The 22,552-nt window shown below is 61.5% G+C and carries 16 protein-coding genes and 2 pseudogenes; 9 read left to right on the forward strand and 9 right to left on the reverse strand.

The window, feature by feature from the left end; all coding sequences use genetic code 11:
• Position 1: 1 nt before the first annotated feature.
• Together xdhC and guaD are read left to right on the forward strand one after the other, a co-directional pair.
• Positions 2–844 (forward strand): xanthine dehydrogenase accessory protein XdhC, encoded by an 843-nt coding sequence (gene xdhC / locus JFU58_RS27180; protein ID WP_063032324.1) that lies wholly within the window; start codon positions 2–4, stop codon positions 842–844.
• Between the two features lie 7 nt (positions 845–851).
• Positions 852–2,156: a guanine deaminase gene (gene guaD / locus JFU58_RS27185; protein WP_063032326.1), complete on the forward strand. Its 1,305-nt coding sequence runs from the start codon at positions 852–854 to the stop codon at positions 2,154–2,156.
• 124 nt (positions 2,157–2,280) lie between these two features.
• On the opposite strand, the gene JFU58_RS27190 is transcribed toward guaD, so the two are convergent.
• Positions 2,281–3,045 carry a GntR family transcriptional regulator gene (locus JFU58_RS27190; protein ID WP_017477154.1) on the reverse strand — a complete coding sequence of 255 codons (765 nt, stop codon included), beginning with the start codon at positions 3,043–3,045 and terminating at the stop codon, positions 2,281–2,283.
• 329 nt (positions 3,046–3,374) lie between these two features.
• Here JFU58_RS27190 and JFU58_RS27195 point away from each other — a divergent pair, with 329 nt between their 5' ends.
• On the forward strand, positions 3,375–4,565 hold the full coding sequence (locus JFU58_RS27195) for a benzoate/H(+) symporter BenE family transporter (RefSeq protein WP_201142804.1): 1,191 nt from the start codon (positions 3,375–3,377) through the stop codon (positions 4,563–4,565).
• A gap of 54 nt (positions 4,566–4,619) precedes the next feature.
• On the opposite strand, the gene JFU58_RS27200 is transcribed toward JFU58_RS27195, so the two are convergent.
• Positions 4,620–4,964, reverse strand: coding sequence for a YggL family protein (locus tag JFU58_RS27200; protein ID WP_003219101.1), 345 nt, complete (start codon positions 4,962–4,964; stop codon positions 4,620–4,622).
• A gap of 235 nt (positions 4,965–5,199) precedes the next feature.
• Here JFU58_RS27200 and dacB point away from each other — a divergent pair, with 235 nt between their 5' ends.
• Positions 5,200–6,660: a D-alanyl-D-alanine carboxypeptidase/D-alanyl-D-alanine endopeptidase gene (gene dacB / locus JFU58_RS27205; protein WP_063032330.1), complete on the forward strand. Its 1,461-nt coding sequence runs from the start codon at positions 5,200–5,202 to the stop codon at positions 6,658–6,660.
• 177 nt (positions 6,661–6,837) lie between these two features.
• Here the strand turns inward: dacB and JFU58_RS27210 are convergent.
• The 3 genes and pseudogenes from JFU58_RS27210 to rlmKL all read right to left on the reverse strand — a co-directional run.
• Positions 6,838–7,050 (reverse strand): annotated as a pseudogene (locus tag JFU58_RS27210) (hypothetical protein); the annotation flags it as partial.
• Positions 7,051–7,259: 209 nt separating this feature from the next.
• Positions 7,260–9,659 carry a sensor domain-containing diguanylate cyclase gene (locus JFU58_RS27215; protein WP_201142806.1) on the reverse strand — a complete coding sequence of 800 codons (2,400 nt, stop codon included), beginning with the start codon at positions 9,657–9,659 and terminating at the stop codon, positions 7,260–7,262.
• A gap of 141 nt (positions 9,660–9,800) precedes the next feature.
• Positions 9,801–12,065, reverse strand: a complete 2,265-nt coding sequence (gene rlmKL / locus JFU58_RS27220; RefSeq protein ID WP_063032336.1) for a bifunctional 23S rRNA (guanine(2069)-N(7))-methyltransferase RlmK/23S rRNA (guanine(2445)-N(2))-methyltransferase RlmL — start codon at positions 12,063–12,065, stop codon at positions 9,801–9,803.
• Positions 12,066–12,597: 532 nt separating this feature from the next.
• On the opposite strand from rlmKL, the gene rmf reads away from it, so the two are divergent.
• Entirely contained in the window at positions 12,598–12,813 is a 216-nt protein-coding gene (gene rmf / locus JFU58_RS27225) for a ribosome modulation factor (protein ID WP_002553055.1), read from the forward strand.
• A gap of 121 nt (positions 12,814–12,934) precedes the next feature.
• Here the strand turns inward: rmf and JFU58_RS27230 are convergent, their stop codons facing one another.
• The 4 genes and pseudogenes from JFU58_RS27230 to sctC form a co-directional block, all read right to left on the reverse strand.
• Positions 12,935–13,960, reverse strand: coding sequence for a quinone-dependent dihydroorotate dehydrogenase (locus JFU58_RS27230; RefSeq protein WP_201142807.1), 1,026 nt, complete (start codon positions 13,958–13,960; stop codon positions 12,935–12,937).
• A gap of 86 nt (positions 13,961–14,046) precedes the next feature.
• On the reverse strand, positions 14,047–14,508 hold the full coding sequence (locus JFU58_RS27235) for a transglycosylase SLT domain-containing protein (RefSeq protein WP_093200437.1): 462 nt from the start codon (positions 14,506–14,508) through the stop codon (positions 14,047–14,049).
• A complete protein-coding gene (locus JFU58_RS27240; RefSeq protein WP_063032342.1) occupies positions 14,505–14,870 on the reverse strand; it encodes a winged helix-turn-helix domain-containing protein in 366 nt (121 codons plus the stop codon). The genes JFU58_RS27235 and JFU58_RS27240 overlap by 4 nt, the downstream gene beginning before the upstream one ends.
• Before the next feature lie 173 nt (positions 14,871–15,043).
• Positions 15,044–16,506 (reverse strand): annotated as a pseudogene (gene sctC / locus JFU58_RS27245) (type III secretion system outer membrane ring subunit SctC).
• A gap of 237 nt (positions 16,507–16,743) precedes the next feature.
• On the opposite strand from sctC, the gene JFU58_RS27250 reads away from it, so the two are divergent.
• From JFU58_RS27250 to JFU58_RS27265, 4 genes are all read left to right on the forward strand, one after another.
• Positions 16,744–17,943, forward strand: coding sequence for a CmpA/NrtA family ABC transporter substrate-binding protein (locus tag JFU58_RS27250; RefSeq protein ID WP_177026895.1), 1,200 nt, complete (start codon positions 16,744–16,746; stop codon positions 17,941–17,943).
• 12 nt (positions 17,944–17,955) lie between these two features.
• Positions 17,956–18,531: an ANTAR domain-containing response regulator gene (locus tag JFU58_RS27255; RefSeq protein WP_201142808.1), complete on the forward strand. Its 576-nt coding sequence runs from the start codon at positions 17,956–17,958 to the stop codon at positions 18,529–18,531.
• Between the two features lie 989 nt (positions 18,532–19,520).
• On the forward strand, positions 19,521–20,732 hold the full coding sequence (locus tag JFU58_RS27260) for a nitrate/nitrite transporter (RefSeq protein WP_063032349.1): 1,212 nt from the start codon (positions 19,521–19,523) through the stop codon (positions 20,730–20,732).
• Positions 20,732–22,402, forward strand: coding sequence for a bifunctional protein-serine/threonine kinase/phosphatase (locus JFU58_RS27265; RefSeq protein WP_201142809.1), 1,671 nt, complete (start codon positions 20,732–20,734; stop codon positions 22,400–22,402). Before JFU58_RS27260 ends, JFU58_RS27265 begins: the two co-directional genes overlap by 1 nt.
• The last annotated feature ends 150 nt before the right edge of the window (positions 22,403–22,552 follow it).

Below are 22,552 nucleotides of genomic sequence, written 5' to 3' on the forward strand. Positions count from 1 at the left end.
CATGAACAACTGGATCAGCGCCCTCGCCGACCTGCAGAACCAGGGTGAACCCTGCGTGCTGGTGACCATCATCGAAGAGCTCGGCTCCACACCGCGCAATGCCGGCTCGAAGATGGTCATCAGTGCCGCCCACACCTTCGACACCATCGGTGGCGGGCACCTGGAATACAAGGCGATGCAGATCGCCCGGGACATGCTCGTGCGCGGCCAGCAGAACACCCACCTGGAGCGCTTCAGCCTCGGCGCCAGCCTGGGCCAGTGCTGCGGCGGCGTGACGGTGCTGTTGTTCGAACCCATGGGCCAGGTGCAGGCGCACATCGCGGTGTTCGGCGCCGGCCATGTGGGCCGTGCGCTGGTGCCGTTGCTGGCCAGCCTGCCGTGCCGGGTGCGTTGGATCGACTCCCGGGAACAGGAATTCCCGGAACACATCCCCCAAGGCGTGCGTAAAATCGTCAGCGAAGAGCCGGTGGATGAAATCGACCACTTGCCTGTGGGCAGTTACTGCATCGTCATGACCCACAACCATGCACTGGACCTGGAACTGACCGCCGCCCTGCTCAAGCGCAATGACTTCACCTACTTCGGCCTGATCGGCTCGAAGACCAAGCGCGTCAAGTTTGAACACCGCCTGCGGGATCGCGGTTTTGACACCGCGCAACTGCAACGCATGCATTGCCCGATGGGGTTGACTGAGGTCAAAGGCAAACTGCCTGTGGAAATCGCCATCTCCATCGCCGGCGAAATCATCGCCACCTATAACGCCAATTTCGGCCAGCACACTGCGAGCGCCGAACCCATTGCCAAACTGCTGCCGGTATCCCGCCGCAGCCAAGCGACTAACTGAGACGACCATGCCTTTGACACGCAAAGCCTACCGTGCCGCTATTTTGCACAGCATCGCCGACCCTGCCGAAGTGGGGATCGAAGCCTCCTACGAGTATTTCGAAGACGGCCTGCTGGTGATCGACAACGGCCAGATCAGCGCCCTGGGTCACGCCAGCGAATTGCTCGCTACCCTGCCCGCCGACATCGAAGTCACCCATTACCAGGACGCGCTGATCACCCCCGGCCTGATCGACACCCACATTCACCTGCCGCAAACCGGCATGGTCGGTGCCTATGGCGAGCAGTTGCTGGACTGGCTCAATACCTACACCTTCCCGTGTGAAAGCCAGTTCGCCGACAAGGCCCACGCCGAAGAAGTCGCGGATATTTTCATCAAGGAACTGCTGCGCAACGGCACCACCACCGCCCTGGTATTCGGCAGCGTGCACCCGCAGTCAGTGAACTCGTTTTTTGAAGCGGCCGAGAAGCTCGACCTGCGGATGATCGCCGGCAAGGTGATGATGGACCGCAACGCGCCGGACTATTTGACCGACACCGCTGAATCCGGCTACGCGGAGAGCAAGGCGCTGATCGAGCGCTGGCACGGCAAGGGCCGTTTGCACTACGCGGTGACGCCACGTTTCGCACCGACCAGTACGCCTGAACAACTGACCCTCGCCGGGCAGTTGCTGGGGGAATACCCGGACCTGTACATGCAGACCCACATCAGTGAAAACCTGCAGGAAGTGGAATGGGTGAAAGAACTGTTCCCGGAGCGTAAGGGCTACCTGGACGTGTACGACCATTACAAACTGCTGGGTGAGCGCTCGGTGTTCGCCCACGGTGTGCACCTGTGCGATGACGAGTGCGCGCGACTGGCAGAAGCAGGCTCGGCAGTCGCATTTTGCCCGACGTCGAACTTCTTCCTGGGCAGCGGATTGTTCAATCTGCCGATGGCCGAGAAGCACAAGCTGAATGTCGGCCTGGGTACGGATGTCGGTGGCGGCACCAGCTTCTCGCTGCTGCAGACACTGAACGAAGCGTACAAGGTGATGCAGCTGCAAGGGGCGCGGTTGAGCCCGTTCAAGTCGTTGTACCTGGCGACCCTGGGCGGTGCGCGGGCACTGCGGTTGGAAGACAAGATCGGCACCCTGCAACCGGGTACTGATGCCGACTTCCTGGTGCTGGATTACAACGCCACCCCGCTGCTCAGCTATCGCCTGAAGCAGGCCAACAACATTGCCGAGACGTTGTTTGTATTGATGACACTGGGGGATGACCGGGCGGTGTTGCAGACGTATGCGGCGGGGCAATTGGTGCACCAACGCTGATTTAACCAGCACCACAAACCAAATGTGGGAGCTGGCTTGCCTGCGATGCAGACACCTCGGTGTATCAGTGATACCGAGGTGATGCTATCGCAGGCAAGCCAGCTCCCACATTTTTTGATCGGGGTTACAACTTTACAGACGAGCGCCCCGGCTTCTTGGTCTGCAACAAATGCGAGAACACTGCATGCAGATCGTCAGAAGCGCTTTCCTCATCGAGGTTGAGCTTGCTGTCGATGTGATCCATGTGATGCATCATCAGGTTCACCGCCAGACCCGCATCCCGCGCTTCGATCGCGTCGATCAGCTGGGTGTGCTCATCGTAGGAACAGTGGGAGCGGTTGCCGCTTTCATACTGGGCGATGATCAACGAGGTCTGGGACACCAGGCTGCGCTGGAAGCTGATCAACGGGGCATTCTTCGCCGCCTCGGCCAGTTTCAGGTGGAACTCGCCGGAAAGCCGGATACCCGCACCGCGATCGCCCCGGGAGAAGCTGTCGCGCTCGTCGTTGACCATCTGCCGCAGCTCGGCCAGTTGCTCGGCCGTGGCATGCTGTACCGCTAACTCAGTGATCGCACGCTCCACCAGACGCCGGGCGAGGAACACCTGGCGGGCTTCCTCGACACTCGGGCTGGCCACTACCGCGCCGCGATTGGGCCGCAGCAGTACCACGCCTTCATGGGCCAGGCGCGACAGTGCGCGGCGGATGATGGTGCGGCTGACGCCAAAGATTTCGCCCAGCGCTTCTTCACTCAATTTGGTACCGGGCGCCAGGCGTTGCTCGAGGATCGCCTCGAAGATATGCGCGTAGACGATATCGTCCTGGGTTCCACTGCGACCGGCCTTACCGGCTCGCGGTTGTTTCTTGAGGGGCTGCAACTGTTCGTTCATGGGCACTCGGGTCGGGAGAACGGCGGCGAATTGACGTTGACTGTAATACGGCACAGAGGGTCGCTGGCAAGTATCGCGTAAAATCAGCGCACATTGTACACAACCCGTTGCGCCAACACACTGTACGGCTGTTTGCGGCGCCGGCTGTATTGCAATGAATCGTTACGTTTGAGTTTAGGCTTGATTCCGCACTTTCTCCTTTGTAGGAGCGAGCTTGCTCGCGAAAAACGTATAAGCACCGCATTCATTCAGGATGCCAGCGTCATCGTTAACGACCTTCGCGAGCAAGCTCGCTCCTACAGACAGCCCGGTAAAAGGAACACCGCCCCATGTCCGACGCCCCCCAAGCGCGATTACGCCCACTGGCCGACACTTCGCCTTCGGCCATCGTCGCCGGTTTCATCGCCATGATGACCGGCTACACCAGCTCCCTGGTGCTGATGTTTCAAGCTGGCCAAGCCGCCGGCCTGACCACGGCGCAAATTTCCTCGTGGATCTGGGCGATTTCCATCGGCATGGCGGTGTGCAGCATTGGCCTGTCCCTGCGCTATCGCACGCCGATCACCATCGCCTGGTCCACCCCGGGGGCGGCGTTGTTGATCACCAGCCTGGGCGGTGTGAGTTACGGCGAAGCCATCGGCGCCTACATCACCTGTGCGGTGCTGGTGACGATCTGCGGGTTGACCGGCAGCTTCGAAAAACTCGTCAGGCGCATCCCGGCGTCCCTGGCGGCGGCCTTGCTGGCGGGCATTCTGTTCAAGATCGGCAGCGAGATTTTTGTCGCCGCGCAGCACCGTACCGGGCTGGTGCTGGGGATGTTCTTCACTTACCTGGTCATCAAGCGCCTGTCGCCGCGTTATGCCGTACTCGCGGCACTGCTGATCGGCACGGCGCTGTCCGGGCTGATGGGGCTGCTGGATTTCAGCGGCTTCCACCTCGAAGTGGCAACCCCGGTGTGGACCACACCGCACTTCTCCCTGGCGGCGACCATCAGCATCGGCATCCCGCTGTTCGTGGTGGCCATGACCTCGCAAAACATGCCGGGGGTCGCCGTACTGCGGGCCGACGGCTATAACGTGCCGGCTTCACCCTTGATCACCACCACCGGCCTGGCCTCGCTGGTGCTGGCGCCGTTTGGCTCACATGGCATCAACCTGGCAGCCATCAGCGCGGCGATCTGCACCGGGCCCCATGCCCATGAGGATCGCAACAAGCGCTATACCGCCGCGGTCTGGTGCGGGATTTTCTACGGGATTGCCGGGGTGTTTGGCGCGACGTTGGCCGCGTTGTTCGCTGCGTTACCCAAGGAACTGGTGCTGTCAATTGCGGCATTGGCGTTGTTTGGCTCGATCATCAATGGCCTGAGCATCGCCATGAATGAGCCCAAGGAACGGGAGGCAGCGTTGATCACCTTCATGGTCACAGCGTCGGGGTTGACGTTGTTTTCCATCGGCTCGGCGTTCTGGGGGATTGTCGCGGGGGTGTTGACGCTGGTGATTCTGAACTGGCGCAAGGCCTGATTCTTTAGACCCAGTAACGAAAAAGCGACCCGGGCGGGTCGCTTTTTCATGACATCAGACTGCCGGGTTGATCGGCTTTTCTGGATGCCAAGCGTCCAACAGGGCGCTGACTTCAACGCGGGTCAGCTCTGGACGAGCCTTCAGCCACGCTTCAACAGCGGCACGCTGTTCTTCGTTGACCGAACCACGGGTGGCTTTGCAAACCAGACCGAAGTCATCACCGCCGACGTAGTCCAGGCCGTTGCCGTCCATTGCTTCAGTCAGGAATGCTTCGAGGAAAGCGTCAACCGCTTCATCGTCCAAACCTTCTTTGAAGTCCAGGTTCAGTTCGAAACCCAGCTCTTGAAATTCATCAACGCACAGTTTTTTGCGCAGACGCCGGGAACGGTTAGTCGCCATTGGAACAATCCTCTTAAGTAATAACGGGCGGCACTTTAGCAGTTTAAGCAGGCCTTTGCCCGATTCTCTGGGACAGGCGGCACAGTGCCAGTAAAAAAAACCGCCAATTGCAGCTATCGTTCAGCCACAAGTGCGACAGCCTTGGGGCATAATGCCGACACTTTCATGACCATTGAGGGATTTTTCGTACATACCCCTCACCTTTTTACCCCTCAGCAGTAGGGTTTTAATTCTTATGATCAAATCTTTGCGTCCATTGTTACTGGCCGGCTTTCTTCTCCCCCTGGCCTTTTCCGTTACCGCTGCCCCGATCAACACTTCCTTGCCACCCAAGGTCCAGGAAGCCCTTCAGAAAGCCAAGCTGCAAAACAACGCGCTGTCCCTGGTGATGATTCCCCTCAATGGCCCGGGCACACCCACCGTGTTCAACGCCGACGTGTCGGTCAACCCGGCCTCCACGATGAAGCTGGTCACCACCTATGCGGCCCTGGAAATGCTCGGCCCCAACCATCAGTGGAAAACCGAGTTCTACACCGACGGCACCCTCAGCGGCGGCATCCTGAACGGTAACCTGTACCTCAAGGGCGGCGGCGACCCCAAGCTGAACATGGAAAAACTCTGGCTGCTGATGCGCGACCTGCGGGCCAATGGCGTGCAGCAAGTGACCGGCGATCTGGTACTCGACCGTGGCTTCTTCATCCCGCCGCAACTGCCGGAGTTCAATGACGACGGCAACGACGAGAACAAGCCGTTCCTGGTCAAGCCCGACGCCCTGATGGTCAACCTCAAGGCGCTGCGCTTCGTCACCCGCAATGACTCGGGCAAGGTACTGGTGTCGGTCGAGCCGCCGATTGCGAGCATTCGCATCGACAACCAGGTCAAGGTCTCCAACGCTAAACAGTGCACCGGTGACGTGCGCTACAGCCCGATGACTGCCGCCGATGGCAGCGTCACCGTGACCGTCAGCGGCCAGTTGGCGGATGGCTGCAGCTCGCAGACGTATCTGTCACTGCTGGACCACGCCACCTACACCGCCGGCGCCGTTCGGGCGATCTGGAAGGAACTGGGTGGCAGCATCCAGGGCCGTGACATCCAGGCGCCGGTACCGAAGAACGCCAAAGTGCTGGCTCGTGCGTTCTCGCCGGACTTGGCGGAAATCATCCGCGACATCAACAAATACAGTAACAACACCATGGCCCAGCAGCTGTTCCTGAGCCTGGGCGCGCAGTACCGCACCGATGCCGACGGCGACGACGCCAAGGCGGCCCAGCGCGTGGTGCGCCAGTGGCTGGCGAAAAAGGGCATCACCGCACCGCACCTGGTGATGGAGAACGGTTCCGGCCTGTCCCGCGCCGAACGGGTCAGCGCCCGCGAGATGGCAACCATGCTGCAAGCAGCGTGGAGAAGCCCGTACGCGGCGGAGTACATCAGCTCGCTGCCGATTGCCGGCACCGACGGCACCATGCGTAAACGCCTGAAGACCACGGCCATGCGCGGCGAGGCCCACGTCAAGACCGGCACCCTGAACACCGTGCGTGCGATCGCCGGGTTCAGCCGCGACAACAATGGCAATACCTGGGCCGTGGTGGCGATTCTCAACGATCCGAAACCGTGGGGGGCTTCTTCAGTGCTGGACCAGGTGCTGCTGGACCTGTATCGACAGCCGAAACTGGCGGCGGCGGCCCCGGTCCTCTAACAGCAGCAAATATCAAATGTGGGAGCTGTCGAGCTTTAGCGAGACTGCGATAGGATCACCGCGGTGTACCTGGTGCACCGCGGCGCCTGCATCGCAGCCTCGCTAAAGCTCGACAGCTCCCACGCTCCGATACCTGGCTTCAGGCAAGCTCGTCAGCTCCCACACTCCGATCTGGCTTCAGGCGAGCACCCGCTCTGCCTCAACTCTATCCCTGCCCGCCTGCTTCGCCGCGTACCCCCCTGAATCCGCCCGCAGCAACAAGCCATCAACGCCCTCTTCGACTCGCCAGTTGGCGATCCCGAAACTGGCAGTCACGATACCCACATCCTCCATCGGCTCACTGCGCAACGCCTGCGACAACTCCAGGGCAACACTGAATGCCTGGCTGCCTCTTCGGTGCTGGACCAGGTGCTGCTGGACCTGTACCGCCAGCCGAAACTGGCGGCGGCCCCGGTTATCTAACAGCAACAAAGATCAAATGTGGGAGCTGTCGAGCTTTAGCGAGGCTGCGATAGGATCACCACGGTGTACCTGGTGCACCGCGGCGCCTGCATCGCAGCCTCGCTAAAGCTCGACAGCTCCCACACTCCGATCTGGCTTCAGGCAAGCACCCGCTCTGCCTCAACTCTATCCCTGCCCGCCTGCTTCGCCGCGTACACCCCTGAATCCGCCCGCAGCAACAGGCCATCAACCCCCTCTTCGACCCGCCAACTGGCGATCCCGAAGCTGGCAGTCACGATCCCCACATCCTCCATCGGTTCACTGCGCAACGCCTGCCACAACTCCAGGGCAACGCTGAGCGCCTGGCTGCCGTCGGTATTGGGGCACAGCACCACGAACTCCTCGCCCCCCAGCCGGCAAAACACATCCGTACGCCGCAATCGTTGGCTGATGCGCCGGCACAATTCCTTGAGTACTTCATCGCCGACCGCGTGGCCGTGCTGGTCGTTGATACGCTTGAAGTGGTCGATGTCGAACATGATCACCGACAACGCTCCAGAGGCGCGCTTGACTCGAATCATCTCGGCCTTCAGCCGGTCCTGGAAGTAGCGTCGGTTATGAATGCCGGTCAGGGAATCGGTAATCGACAGCGCCCGCAGCTCTTCCTCGACCCGCTTTAGATCGGAAATATCCGACACATAGCCATGCCATAACGTACCGCCGCCGGGGAGTTCTTCCGGCGTCGCTTCACCGCGAATCCAGCGCAGCCCACGCTGGGGCAATTGCACCCGGTACTCTTCACGCCAATGGCTCAGTTGCAGGGTGGACAAACGAATGGAATCCCGTACCCGCTCGACGTCCAGCGGATGAATGCGCTCGAAGACCTTTCGTGCATCCTGCTGCAACACCCCCGGCTCGATCTCGTAGATATCGCGAATGCCGTCGCTGGCATAGATGAAACGCGAGTCGCCGTTCGGTTCCAGGATGAACTGGAAAATACCGCCGGGCACATGGGCACTGAGTTTCTTCAGCAGGCGGTCCCGCGCGGCCAGTGCCTCATAGGCACGCTTTTGTTCGGTGACATCCAGGCAGATCGCCAGGTGTCCGACCCACAGGCCATGCTCATCCAGCAACACGGTGGCGAGCATGTTCACCGTCAGATGGCTGCCGTCCTTGCGCACCAGCGTCCACTCACGGGTCTCGTGCACCGCATCGGCGCCGTCCACCAGCATCGCCTGGCCTGGCGCGATACGCTTGCCCAGCGCCGCGCTCAACTGCACCGCGCGGGCTTCCAGCTCGGGCGCCAGATGCAGGCTTTCGAGGGTCAGGTGACCCAGGACCTCGTCCACCTCAAAGTCCAGCATTCGCTCGGCGCCGGCGTTGAAGGTGGTGATCACACCGCGCAGGTCAGTGGCAATGATCGCCACCTGGGTCGCCGCATTCAGCACGCTGCGCAGTTGGCCGTGGGTACCCCGCAACTCCTGTTCACGCTGACGCAATTGGGCCGTGCGTTGCTCCACCAGTTTCAACGCGCGCTGGCGTTGGCTGACCAACACGTAGAGCAGCGCACTGAGCAGCAGGCTCAGCAGGCTGCCCATGACCAGGATAGTGACCTGCGAAGAATGATTACCCTGCAGGAACACCTGGCTGGGGCGCAGGCTCAAGGCGTAGACGTGGTCGCCAAGCGTCAGCCGGCGTACGGCCATCAGATCGCTGTCCGCCACCGCGTTGCTGGATTCATACAGCACGCGCTTTTCTGCGTCGGAAGTATCGACGATCTGCGTCACCAGATTGTCCCGGTCCGCCTTGGGCAAGCCGTCGGCCACCAGCTGGCGCATGCTGATTACCGCCATTACGTAGCCGTAAGGTTCGCTGATGGGCGCTTGTGGCGTCGGTGCCCCACTGACGGGTGCCACCAACAGCACGCCCATGGCGTAGGCCGGCTCCACCCCCACCAGTTGCATGGGCTGGGACACCGCCATTTTGCCGGACTGTCGCGCACGCTCCACCGTCGAGCGTCGCAGTGGCTGGGCCAACAGGTCAAACCCCAGCGGCGAGCCAAGCAGGCTCTGGGTCTGGCTGTACAGCACCGGCACATACTCATCGTGCTGAGCGGCCGGGGCCAGTTCGCCCGCTGCGTTCAATTCGCGAATGGAAAAACTCACCCCGCGCTCAGCCGTAATTTCTTGTTCAAACGCGCTGCGCTGGTCCCGTAACACCCGGGGCGCCCAGGCATAGGCGCGGGTGCGCAACAGCAAGGGCTGCGCAAAGCCGTCGAACTCTTCGCGGGAGACCGTAGTGGAATTGACGAAAAACCGCCGCAGGCTGCCCAGGCGTTGTTCCTGGTCCTCAAAGCGTTCCTGGAGGCGGCTGTAGCGCTCGTTAACCAGCAACTGGAAGCGCTGGCGCACCTGCTGTTGATAGAGATCGGAGGCCGCCCAGGCGACGACGATCGTCAGCGCACTTCCGGCCAGAAACACCACCACCGCCACCAGCCACGCCGATACTTGCTCACTGATAAAGCCTAGGATTTTCGGGCGGACGGCATGCAGCGGCATAGACAAGACTCGGAACGCCAGCGTGCAGGTGCGTCACTTTGGCAAGGCCTTAAGTTATAGCCACAGGACTTGCGTTTGACCAGCGCAAAAAAAAACCGCAAGGCCGGAATGATCCGGGCTTGCGGCTTCAGAACGCAGTGATCAGCGAGCGGTGATTTTCCACGCCCGATGGATCTTGGCGTTGCGCGCAAAATCCGGGTCGATGGTCTTGTCACTGATCTCCTCGACGGCGTAACGCTCGACGAGGTTGTCTTCCAGCTGGAACTTGCGGAAGTTGTTGGAGAAGTACAACACGCCGCCCGGCGCCAGGCGTGCCATGGCCAGGTCCAGCAACTGCACGTGGTCACGTTGCACGTCGAAGATGCCTTCCATGCGCTTGGAGTTGGAGAAGGTCGGCGGGTCGATGAAGATCATGTCGAACTCATCGCGGCTGGCTTCCAGCCAGGCCATCACGTCGCCCTGCTCCAGGCGGTTCTTGTCGGAGAAACCGTTGAGGGAGAAGTTGCGGCGCGCCCAGTCCAGGTAGGTCTTCGACAGGTCAACGCTGGTGGTGCTGCGCGCGCCACCCTTGGCCGCGTGCACACTGGCGGTGGCGGTGTAGCAATACAGGTTGAGGAAGCGTTTGCCGGCCGCCTCTTTCTGGATGCGCATGCGCATCGGGCGGTGGTCAAGGAACAGGCCGGTGTCCAGGTAATCGGTCAGGTTGACCAACAACTTGACGCCGCCCTCGCTGACCTCGGTGAACTTGCCCTGGGCACTTTGGCGCTCGTACTGCTTGGTGCCGCTCTGGCGTTCGCGACGCTTGACCACCACGCGGTTCTTGTCGATGCCCAGCGCCTGGGGAATGGCCGCCAGGGCATCGAACATGCGTGCCGAGGCTTTTTCCGGGTCGATCGACTTCGGCGCCACGTATTCCTGGACGTGAACCCAGTCGTGGTACAGGTCGATGGCCATGGAGTATTCCGGCATGTCGGCATCGTACACACGGTAGCAATCGACGCCTTCGCGCTTGGCCCACTTGCCCAGCAGCTTCAGGTTCTTTTGCAGGCGGTTGGCAAACATCTGCCCGCCTTCGCTCAAACGCGCCTGCTCGACCACCGGGGCCGGGGCAGGTTTGATCGGGTTACCGTTCTTGTTGTACTGACGCTCTTGCGGCTCGGTCGGCGCCTGGTCGTAGGCCGCTTGCTCGCGCTCGGCCTGGCGCTGTTCCGGGGTGCGACGTTCGCCGGTGACGAACTGGTCCGGGGTGACCTTGATCAGCAGCAGCTTGCACGGCAAGGCGCCGTTCCAGAACGAATACTGTTTATGGCTGCGGATACCCATGCGCTTGCCCAGGTCCGGAGCGCCGGTGAACACCGCCGCTTCCCAGCCCAGGCAAGCCTGGCGCAGACGCTCGCCGAGGTTCTGGTAGAGGTACAACAGGCTGGCTTCATCACCCAGACGCTCACCGTAAGGCGGGTTGCAGATCACCAGGCCTTTCTGGTTCTGGTCCGGACGCGGCTCGAAGGTGCCGACTTCGCCTTGGTAGATCTTGATCCAGTGGCTCAGGCCAGCGCGTTCGATGTTGTTACGCGCGGGTTGGATCAGGCGTGGGTCAGCTTCGTAACCCCGAACCCACAGCGGCGGCTTGGCCATGCCGATGGCCGCGCGTTCGCTGGCCTCTGTATGAAGTTTCTTCCACAGCGCCGGAACGTGACCGAGCCAGGCGGTGAACCCCCACAGCTCACGGTTCAGGTTGGGGGCCATGTCGGCGGCAATCATCGCGCCTTCCACCAGGAAGGTACCGACGCCGCACATTGGGTCCGTCAGCGCGCCGCCTTCGGCAGCGATGCGCGGCCAGCCGGAGCGAATCAGGATCGCCGCCGCCAGGTTCTCTTTCAACGGTGCGGCGCCCTGCTGCAGGCGGTAGCCGCGCTGGTGCAGGCTGTGGCCGGACAGGTCAAGGGAGAGGATCGCTTCGCCACGGTCCAGGCGCAGGTGAATGCGCAGGTCCGGGTTGATCTTGTCGATGGACGGACGTTCGCCGGTCGGGGTGCGCAGTTTGTCGACAATCGCATCCTTGACCTTCAGCGCGCCGAAGTGGGTATTGTCGATGCCCGAGCCGTGGCCGCTGAATTCAACGGCCAGGGTGCCGTCGGCGAGCATGTGGTCTTCCCACTCGATGTCCAGCACGCCGTGGTACAGGTCTTCGGCGTCCTTCATCGGGAAGCGCTTGAGCACCAGCAACACGCGGTTGGCCAGGCGCGACCAGAGGCACAGGCGGTAGGCGGTCTCCATGTCGGCCATGCCGCGCACGGCTGAGGTGTGCTCGCGGGCTTCCTCAAGGCCAAGCCCGACGGCTTCCTCGATCAGCAGGCCTTCGAGGCCCTTGGGGCAAGTGAGGAAGAGTTCAAAACGGTCCGACATGGGGCATTCCAGGCTTTTCAGCAATAAGTGAACGGGCGACGCATCGCGCGTTCGGTTTTCAATCAAGCGCTTTTCTTGAAGAGCGCTCGTGTGGCACGAATGTGCCGTTCCACCTCGGCTACAGGCCTTTTGGGCCTTTATCGACGGGGCAGTTCAAGTATTTGAAGCAACAAAAAGAAATATTCTGACCCTTCGTCGAATAATAACCGACTGCAACAGGTGGGCATTCTCACTAAAGGATTAAACCCATCCTCTTTGAAGGGCACATCATAGCTGGGTTTGCCCAAGAAAAGGGGCGAAAAGCCATCCCAGCTTATGGCCATAGCATCATTATCGTTACGTGCTTATGACAAAACGATCATTGAATCCATGTGACCTATTGGTTAGAACTCAACACAGGTTGGCGCCGTAACGACGCCGACACATTGGCTCGCCACGCCGGCAGCGAGCCCACCAACGGCAGAAAAACTCTGCCCGGCCTCGGACGAGGCCGAAGGATATCAAGACAGTCAACAAGTGAGGGAAACACCCTATGAGAAGACTTAAGCGTGATCCGTTGGAAAGAGCATTTTTACGCGGATATCAATATGGCGTTCATGGCAAATCCCGTGAGCTTTGCCCATTTACTCTACCGTCGGTACGCCAAGCCTGGATCAACGGCTGGCGAGAAGGACGCGGCGACAACTGGGACGGTATGACTGGCACTGCGGGAATCCACAGACTCAACGAACTTCACGCCGTCGGCTAATCAAGGGCATTTAATTCCGACACCAGCACGAATACGCAACCACTTAACCACGCACGCCCCATCCGGGCGGCGGGCTTCGGCCCAGGGGCTCCTTCGAGGAGCCCTTTTTAATGGGCCTCGATTAACCTTTTGGCAACGCCGCGATCGCATCCACCGACTGGCGAATCAATGCCGGGCCCTTGTAGATAAAACCGGAATACAACTGCACCAGGCTCGCGCCAGCGGCGATTTTCTCGGCCGCGTGCTTGCCTTCCGTGATGCCGCCCACCGCAATGATCGGCAAGCGCCCGGCCAGTTCGGCCGCCAGCACCTTGACGATGTGGGTGCTCTGGTCGCGTACCGGCGCACCGGACAGGCCACCCGCCTCGTCACCAAAGGCCAGGCCTTCGACGCCAACGCGGCTCAGGGTGGTGTTGGTGGCAATCACCGCGTCCATTCCGGAGTCCACCAAGGCCTGGGCCACCAGTACGGTCTCTTCGTCGCTCATGTCCGGGGCAATCTTGATCGCCAACGGCACGCGCTTGCCGTGGCGCACAGCCAGGTCTTCCTGGCGCTGGCGCAAGGCTTCGAGCAGTTGCTTGAGGGAGTCGCCAAACTGCAGGCTGCGCAGGCCAGGGGTGTTCGGCGAGCTGACGTTGACGGTGACGTAGCTGGCGTGGGCATAGACCTTGTCCAGGCAAATCAGGTAGTCATCCACCGCACGCTCCACCGGCGTGTCGAAGTTCTTGCCAATGTTGATCCCCAGGATGCCTGTGTACTTCGCTGCCTGAACCCGCGACAGCAAGTTATCCACACCCAGGTTGTTGAAGCCCATGCGATTGATGATCGCCTCGGCTTCCGGCAGGCGGAAGATCCGCGGCTTCGGGTTGCCCGGCTGCGGCCGTGGGGTCACGGTGCCGATTTCGACAAAGCCAAAACCCAACTGCGCAAAACCGTCGATGGCTGCGCCGTTCTTGTCCAGGCCGGCAGCCAGGCCCACCGGGTTGGGGAAATCGAGCCCCATCACCGACACCGGCATTTTCGCCGGGGCCTTGCACACCAGACCATTGAGCCCCAGGCGGCCACCGGCACCGATCAAATCCAGGGACAGATCGTGGGAGGTTTCCGGAGAGAGTTTGAACAACAGCTGGCGGGCCAGGGTATACATGGGCGGGATTGACTCGGATGGCGGCGAAAGGTGGCGGCGATTATAGCCGGGGTGAAGGGCTGCATGCGAGGCGTGCTGTCCAATCGTCAGTTGCGGTACGCCATCAGTTCCTCGTAGCGAACCCAGATCTTTTGCGCATAGCGAAGACGCAGGGCCTCGCGCTCAGTCCCGGGGCCACCGCCCACATTGTAGGAGCCGATCGCCGTCCAGTTGTAGCCGAACTGTTTGACAAAGTCGGCAAGGATCGACGCCCCGACCTCCACCGACAGACAAGGCTCATCAAGCAAGCGTTGTTCGGTAATGCCCAACTTGAGCAGGCGCGGCAGGTGAATGCTGTTGATCTGCATCAGCCCGATATCCCGGGTGCCATTGCTGTTGGCGTAATTCATGGCCTCGGCGCGATAACCCGACTCCACCGCGGCGATGGCTTGCAGCAGCTCCGGTTCGATGTCATAGCGGCTGGCGGCCTCGGCCCAGCAATACGCCCGGGCTTCATTGCTGAAACCGAGGGCGAGCAGCAGCACTCCCTTGCGCCAGGCGCGTCTCATGCCTGGCTTCGACCGCAGGTAGAACAGACATGGCTCGCAACCGTGACGGCACAGGTCACTCGGTACCCTTTGCCGTACACCGTCTTGATCAGCCCCCTACCGTCCTTCAAAATTTTGCGCAGCGAACAGATGCAACGGGTCAGGGACTCTTCGGTGGCCTCGTTATGGGGCCATGCCTGTTCCAGCAAGTGATCCTTGGTCACCAACACACCGGCCGACGCCAGCAGCACGCGCAGCACCTGCCCCTCCTTGGGCGGTAGTTGAATATCCGAATCTTCGCCGGTCAGCCTGCCGTCGCCATGCAATGTCCAGCGATCAAAGACCATGGGGGCAGCCAGTACCCCGTTATTCAGCACGGCCATTCGTACCTCTGCACCCAACTCACCCTCATTTCCAACACTGGTTATCCCGAAAAATCGCGACTATAAAAAGCTCACCCGCGGTATAGGAGAGGCAAAAGCCCCCGTGCACTATTTTTTCCAGACAGGCTGCGTAGGACTTTTCAGCACCACCCCATACAGGAACAACGGCGGTTTTATCCCTCGCCCCGACGGCTAAATGCACGTTTCACCTGCTCATACTGGGAGGGTGTCAGCGGCGGTGCCTGCCCCGGCTCTGCACGGGTACGCACAGCATCCCCAAGCGCCGCCGCCTGAATGACAAACAGCCGGACACTGTTGGCCATAGGCCCGTAATAGCGTCCGGACGAGGCCGGCCCGGCATCACGCTGAAAATCCCCCACCAGCAGCCGTCTGCCCGGCGCCACACGTACCACGCTGCTGATTCCCACGCGCTCCACCGCCGCCGAGCGCTTGTCGCGACTGCCAGCCTTGCTCCGCTGGCGGCCATCCTCAATGGTGAGCAGCATCTCGATTTCACCCGCCTCGGCGAAGCGCGGCAAAACACTGACCTGCGTGCCGTAGACCACCGGTTGCCACTCATCACCGTCCTCACCCGGCCGGGGCAGATAGAACGTCTGGTGATCGTTGAACACCGCCGGCACATTCTCCTGGGTAAGAATCACCGGCAACGCCGTGACCTTCGCTCGCCGACGCGGCTCCAGTGCCATGATCCGCTTCATGAAGGCGTCGTCCACGACGGGCGCCATGACCCGGGTTGCGGAAGGCTCGCCGGAGCCTTCATGCATGGCCACGCCCAGCTTCTTGAGCTCATCACGGTCCACATCCACCAGCCACAATGAAACCTCCACTGCACGCTTCGGCACATCCAACTCCGCCACCAGGCTTTCGATAAAGCTCACCTGCTCAGGCTTGCCCTTGATCAACAGGCTGTTGGTGTCCGGGTAGGCCAGCACCGAAATATCGGTGTCACCCAGTAATCCGGATTGCCCCCGTGAGGCACTCTCCTGCTCGACGGCCAACAGTTTTTCGATCATGGACGCCATGCCCGGCACCGTGACGGTTCTGTCGCCCATCTCGTACTCGCGGTCTGCCACGTGGGTGTTGAGTACCTGCACCACGCCGATCCGCTGCGGCCCCATGCGCAGTTCCGCACGCTGGCGGTCCATCAGTTGCGCCAGGCGCAACACATGGTCGACATAGTTCGGCGGCCCGGACACATAGAACATCCGCGCCCCACTTGCCCGCAGCGGATAACGCGCCTCGTCGAGCCCCGAGCGGCGCATGAACCCGCGCAGGATATCCACCGAAATGTGCCGCAAGGTCACCACCGAGCTTTTCGCCTCGTCGGCGTCATAGAGGTAAAGCACCAGGCCGTCGCTGTGCCAGATCAAGCCGTGCTGCCGGGCGACCGACTCCAGCAGCGGTTGCGCCGAATCGAAATCGAACGCCCCGCTGATGCGCTTGCGCGCCGCCGCCTGACTGACAACGATCGGTTGCCCCAGCGGCAATGACAGCGCGGTAAAAAAGTGTGCAGGCTTTCATCACGAGCCTGGTACGACTCCCCGAACGCGCAGGGGCTGCCCAACAGCACCAGGCAGAAAAGCAGCGTCGAAAAATGGGAAAGGTTGATGAACATGCCTGCATGGCCCGGGCTGAAAGAGCGGCCATACTGCGAGTCAGGCCATTTTCAATCCTGATGGAAAGCTGACGCCCCGCCCATCCTGTGCGCTTCGTGGCATGTGCCTTGCTTTGCCTTGTCTATCGCAGCCCGCGCCAACGGCGGAACGGGCTCAAGGACACAGACGTCGTTACCCCGGGCCTTCATTGTGAGTGGCCCGACGGAACGGCGTTTTTTTATGAAAGGTAGCTATTGATGAGTGATCCCCTGGCTTGGGTCAACGGCAGCGATGCCCCGGAAAAGAGCAGCCTCAGCCTGGGCTTCATGGCCCTGAGCGATTGCGCCTCGGTGGTGGTCGCCGCCACCCAGGGCTTCGCGCAGCCCTATGGCCTGACCTTGAACCTCAGGCGCCAGTCATCATGGGCCAGCCTGCGCGACAACCTGGTCAGCGGCGAACTGGACGCCGCCCACAGTCTGTACGGTCTGATCTACGCGGTGCACCTGGGCATCGGCGGCGTGGCGCCCACCGACATGGCCGTGCTGATGGGCCTGAACCAGAATGGCCAGAGCATCAACCTGTCCCGTGGTCTGCAACAGTTAGGGGTGACCAGTCCTGAGGCACTGGATCGTCGCGTGCACCAAAGCCGAACAAAACTCACCTTCGCCCAGACCTTTCCCACAGGCACTCACGCCATGTGGTTGTATTACTGGCTGGCGAGCCAAGGCATTCATCCACTGCAGGACGTGGACAGTGTGGTGGTGCCACCGCCACAAATGGTTGCGCATCTGCAAGCCGGGCGTATCGATGGGTTCTGCGTTGGCGAGCCCTGGTGCGCGAGTGCAGTGAAGCAAAATCAAGGCTTCACCCTGGCGACAACCCAGGCGATCTGGCCGGATCATCCGGAGAAGGTCCTCGGTTGCACCCAGGCGTTTGTCGAGCAATACCCTAATACCGCCCGGGTGCTGGTGATGGCCATTCTGCAAGCCAGCCGATTTATCGAGGAGAGCGTTGAAAACCGCCGCTCCACCGCGCAACTGCTGAGCGCCCCGCAATACCTCGACGCGCCGCTGGACTGCATCGAACCGCGGCTGCTGGGCAACTACGACGACGGCCTCGGCAACCACTGGCAGGATCCTCATGCCCTGCGTTTTTTTGGCAATGGCGAAGTCAATCTGCCGTACCTGTCCGATGGCATGTGGTTCATGACCCAGTTCCGCCGCTGGGGGTTGCTGCGGGAAGACCCGGACTACCTCGGTACTGCCCGCCGCGTACAGCAACTGGACATCTATCGCCAGGCGGCCAGCGCCGTGGGGGTGCCCGCCGGAGGCGAGGCCATGCGCAGCGGTCAGTTGATCGACGGCAAAGTCTGGGACGGTTCGGACCCGGCCGGGTATGCCCGCAGCTTTCGCCTGCACGCCATGGCAGACGTTTCCAGCCGCCAGGCCTTGCGCTGACAGGAGGATCTTATGTTGCGAATCCTGTTGATCAACGACACGCCACGCAAGGTTGGGCGGCTCAAGGCCGCGTTGATCGAGGCCGGGTTTGAAGTGATCGATGAGTCGGGGCTGACGATTGACCTGCCGGCGCGGGTTGAGGCGGTGCGCCCGGATGTGATTTTGATCGATACCGAGTCGCCGGGGCGTGATGTGATGGAACAGGTGGTACTGGTCAGCCGCGACCAGCCGCGGCCGATTGTGATGTTTACCGATGAGCATGATCCGGGGGTGATGCGTCAGGCGATCAAGTCTGGGGTCAGTGCCTATATCGTCGAAGGGATTCAGGCGCAGCGGCTGCAGCCGATTCTGGATGTGGCCATGGCACGGTTCGAGAGTGACCAGGCGCTGCGCGCGCAGTTGCAGGCGCGGGATCAGCAGTTGGCGGAGCGTAAGCGGATTGAGACGGCCAAGGGGCTGTTGATGAAAATGAAGGGGTGTAATGAGGAAGAGGCCTACACGCTGATGCGGCGTCAGGCGATGAGTCGGCAGCAGAAGCTGATTCAGGTGGCGGAGCAGATTATTGCGATGAGTGAGTTGTTGGGGTGAGGGGTGGGTCGGGGTGTATATCCGTTATTTAGGTAACGGCGACTATTGGTTCCGCTCTTACAGCGGCTCACTTTTGAACAGCGCAAAAGTAAGCAAAACGCTCTTGCCCCACCACTCGGCACCTCGCCTAGGCTCGGTGTGCCCTCACTCCGGCTTTGGACCGTGGGCCGCCGCGATGGGCCATCCTTGGCCCAGCGCGGCTAACCCGGCGTCCTGCCGGGTTACCCACGCTCCAAAGCCTGCGTTCGGCCAGCGTGGTTAACGGGGCGCCTAAGATCAAGATCAAAAGCAGATCAACAGCACAGCGGCCTCCCGGCCGGCTTGAGTGTTGAAGAGCAAAATCAAAAGCTAAAGCGGGCACGGTCCAAATGTGGGAGCTGGCTTGCCTGCGATGGCATCGCCTCGGTGTGTCTGATGTACCGAGGTGTCTGCATCGCAGGCAAGCCAGCCCCCACAGAAAAGCAGATCTGCATTCGCTCTGGCTTTTGATCTGGCTTTTAACACTCAAGCCGGCCGGTAGGCCGCTGTGCTCTGCTTTTGATCTGCTTTTGATTTTGATCTGCGGGCCCCGTTAACCACGATGGCCGCAAGTAGGCACGGTGGAGCGGCCCGCGGAATCGGGCCGGAGTGCGGGCATGCCGAGCCTAAGCGAGGCACCGAGTGGTGGGGCAAAGACCTTTTGGTTACTTTTGGGGCGTTTGCCAAAAGTGACCCGCTGTAAGAGCGGAACCATAAGTAGCCGTTACCGCAGCAACGGATATGTACCCAAAACCCAACCCCTGTTGGCCCACCTCTTGCTAAAGAATCCCCACAGGTAGCCAACGGCGGTTGCCCCCTCCACGACAAAGACGTCGCACACCCGGTTTGCCCTCGCGAACCCGGTGGCGGCGTTTTTTCGTTTTGGCCCCATAGCCCGGGGCCGGTGGGGCGGCCACAGCCGTTCCATCACCAGGCCTTCTCATAAGACCCCTTTACCGCTGAGGTGCGTGATGAAATCAAGCTTCTGGAAATCCGGCCACACCCCAACCCTGTTTGCCGCGTTCCTGTATTTCGACCTGAGTTTCATGGTCTGGTACCTGTTAGGCCCGCTGGCGGTGCAAATCGCCGCCGACCTGCACCTCACCACCCAACAACGCGGTCTGGTGGTCGCCACACCGATCCTCGCCGGCGCAGTGCTGCGCTTCCTGATGGGCATGCTCGCCGACAAGCTCTCCCCCAAGACCGCCGGCCTGATTGGCCAGGTGATCGTCATCTGCGCCCTCTTCGGCGCCTGGAAACTGGGGATTCACAGCTACGAACAAGCCCTGCTGCTGGGCATGTTCCTCGGCATGGCCGGCGCCTCGTTCGCCGTCGCGCTGCCCCTGGCGTCCCAGTGGTACCCCGCCGAGCATCAGGGCAAGGCCATGGGCATCGCCGGCGCCGGCAACTCCGGTACGGTGTTCGCAGCCTTGTTGGCCCCCGTACTGGCCGCCGCGTTCGGCTGGAGCAATGTGTTCGGCTTTGCGCTGATCCCACTGATCCTGACCCTGATCATCTTCGCCTGGCTCGCCCGCAATGCCCCACAACGGCCCAAAGCCAAGTCCATGGCCGACTACTTCAAGGCCCTGGGCGACCGCGACAGCTGGTGGTTCATGTTCTTCTACAGTGTGACCTTCGGCGGTTTTATCGGCCTGGCCAGCGCCCTGCCCGGCTACTTCAACGACCAATACGGCTTGAGCCCGGTCACAGCCGGTTACTACACCGCCGCCTGTGTGTTCGGCGGTAGCCTGATGCGGCCTTTGGGCGGCGCCCTGGCCGACCGTTTCGGCGGGATTCGCACCCTGCTCGGCATGTACGGCGTGGCCGCGATCTGTATCGCGGCGGTGGGTTTCAACCTGCCAAGTTCCTACGCCGCCCTGGCGCTTTTCGTCTGCACCATGCTCGGTTTGGGTGCGGGTAACGGCGCCGTGTTCCAGCTGGTGCCCCAGCGTTTTCATCGGGAGATTGGTGTGATGACCGGCCTGATCGGCATGGCCGGCGGCATCGGCGGTTTCGCCCTGGCGGCGGGCATGGGTGCAATCAAGCAAAGCACCGGCAGCTATCAGTTGGCGCTGTGGTTGTTCGCCAGCCTGGGTGTGTTGGCCTGGTTCGGCCTGTATGGCGTCAAGCGTCGCTGGAGAACCACGTGGGGCTCGGCAGCGGTGACGGCTGCCCGGGTCTGATGAGCCTGCAACTAAGCTTCGCCCAGACCAGCGCCACCGGCCCTCGGCAGGAAAACCAGGACGCCTTGCGCCTGGTCACGCCGGCCCCGGAGCTGGCCGCCAGCAAAGGCTACCTGTGCGCCATCGCCGACGGCGTCAGCCAATGCGCCGATGGCGGACTGGCTGCTCGTTCGACCTTGCAGGCCCTGGCCCTGGACTACTACGCCACGCCGCAAACCTGGGGTGTGGCCCAGGCCCTGGAACGCTTGCTGGTGGCACAGAATCGCTGGCTGCAAGCCAACGGTGGTGGCCAACCGTTGCTGACCACCCTGAGCGCTCTGGTGTTTCGCGGCCAGCGTTTCACCCTGGCCCATGTGGGTGATTGCCGGGTGTATCGCTGGCTCGATGGCGAGTTGCAGCGCCTCAGCGAAGAACACGTGTGGGAGCAACCGGGCATGCAGCATGTGCTCAAGCGCGCCATGGGCCTGGATCAGCATCTGGTACTGGATTTCCTCGACGGCGAGTTGCGGGCAGGAGAATGTTTTCTACTGCTCAGCGACGGCGTATGGGCAACCCTGGATGACAACCGCATCAGCGCAATCCTGCGGGAACAGTCGGACCTGAACCTCGCGGTCAACACCTTGGTCAGCACCGCGCATCTGGCGGGCAGCCAGGACAATGCCAGCGCCTTGCTGGTGCGCGTCGACCAGCTCGGCGCTGCCACCCTGGGTGATGCACTGGTGCAGTTGCAGCAATGGCCGCTGCCGCCGCCCCTGAAAGTCGGGCAGCGCTTCGAAGGCTGGCAGGTGGAAGCGCTGCTGGGACAAAGTCGCCAATCCCTGCTCTACCGGGTGCGCGATGCCCAGCAACAGGCGTGGCTGCTGAAGACCTTGCCGGTCAGTCATGACGATGACGTGTTCGCCGCCCAGGCATTGCTGTCGGAGGAATGGTTCCTGCGTCGGGTCGCCGGCCGCGCATTTCCTGAAGTCCATCCGGCCAGTGGTCGCCAGCATTTGTACTACGTGATGCGTGAATACGCCGGGCAAACCCTGGCGGAGCTGTTCAAGCACCAGGGCCCATTGCCCCTGGCGCAGTGGCAATCCCTGGCCGAGCGCCTGTTGCGTGCCATCGGGATGCTGCACCGCCGGCAGATCCTGCATCGCGACATCAAGCCGGAAAACCTGCTGCTGGGCGAGGACGGCGAATTGCGCGTGCTGGACTTCGGCCTGGCCTACTGTCCCGGGCTTTCCGAAGATCGAGCGCACCTGTTGCCTGGCACGCCAAGTTTTATCGCCCCGGAAGCCTTCAGCGGCGAACGCCCTACCCCGCAACAGGATTTGTATAGCGTCGGCGTGACCTTGTATTACCTGCTCACCGGGCATTATCCCTACGGCGAAATCGAAGCGTTCCAACGCCCCCGGTTCACCGCGCCTGTCAGCGCCAGCCGTTACCGCCCCGACCTCCCCGACTGGCTGCAACAAACCCTGGAGCGCGCAGTCGCTGCGCACCCCGAGCAACGTTATGAAACCGCCGAGGAGTGGCTGCTGATATTGGAACAGGCAGATCGCCGCGAGTTGAGCATTCGGCCAAAACCGCTGCTGGAGCGCGAACCGCTGAAGGTCTGGCAGACGTTGGCCGTGCTGTCGTTGCTGATCAATCTGGTGCTGTTGTACTGGCTGCTGCACCACTAAGAGGCGAAATATCTCGAGACATCGGCGCCAGACCAAACAAATCCGGCCAAACCGCCACTTGGCACAACCGCTGCATTAGCTTTTCCATCAACACACATATAGCCGCACCTTCAACGTCGAAGGTCGAGCTTCCCGAGAGAACGGGACCAG

Source organism: Pseudomonas sp. TH34 (assembly GCF_016650865.1).
In the GTDB taxonomy this organism is placed as follows: Bacteria; Pseudomonadota; Gammaproteobacteria; order Pseudomonadales; family Pseudomonadaceae; genus Aquipseudomonas; species Aquipseudomonas yamanorum.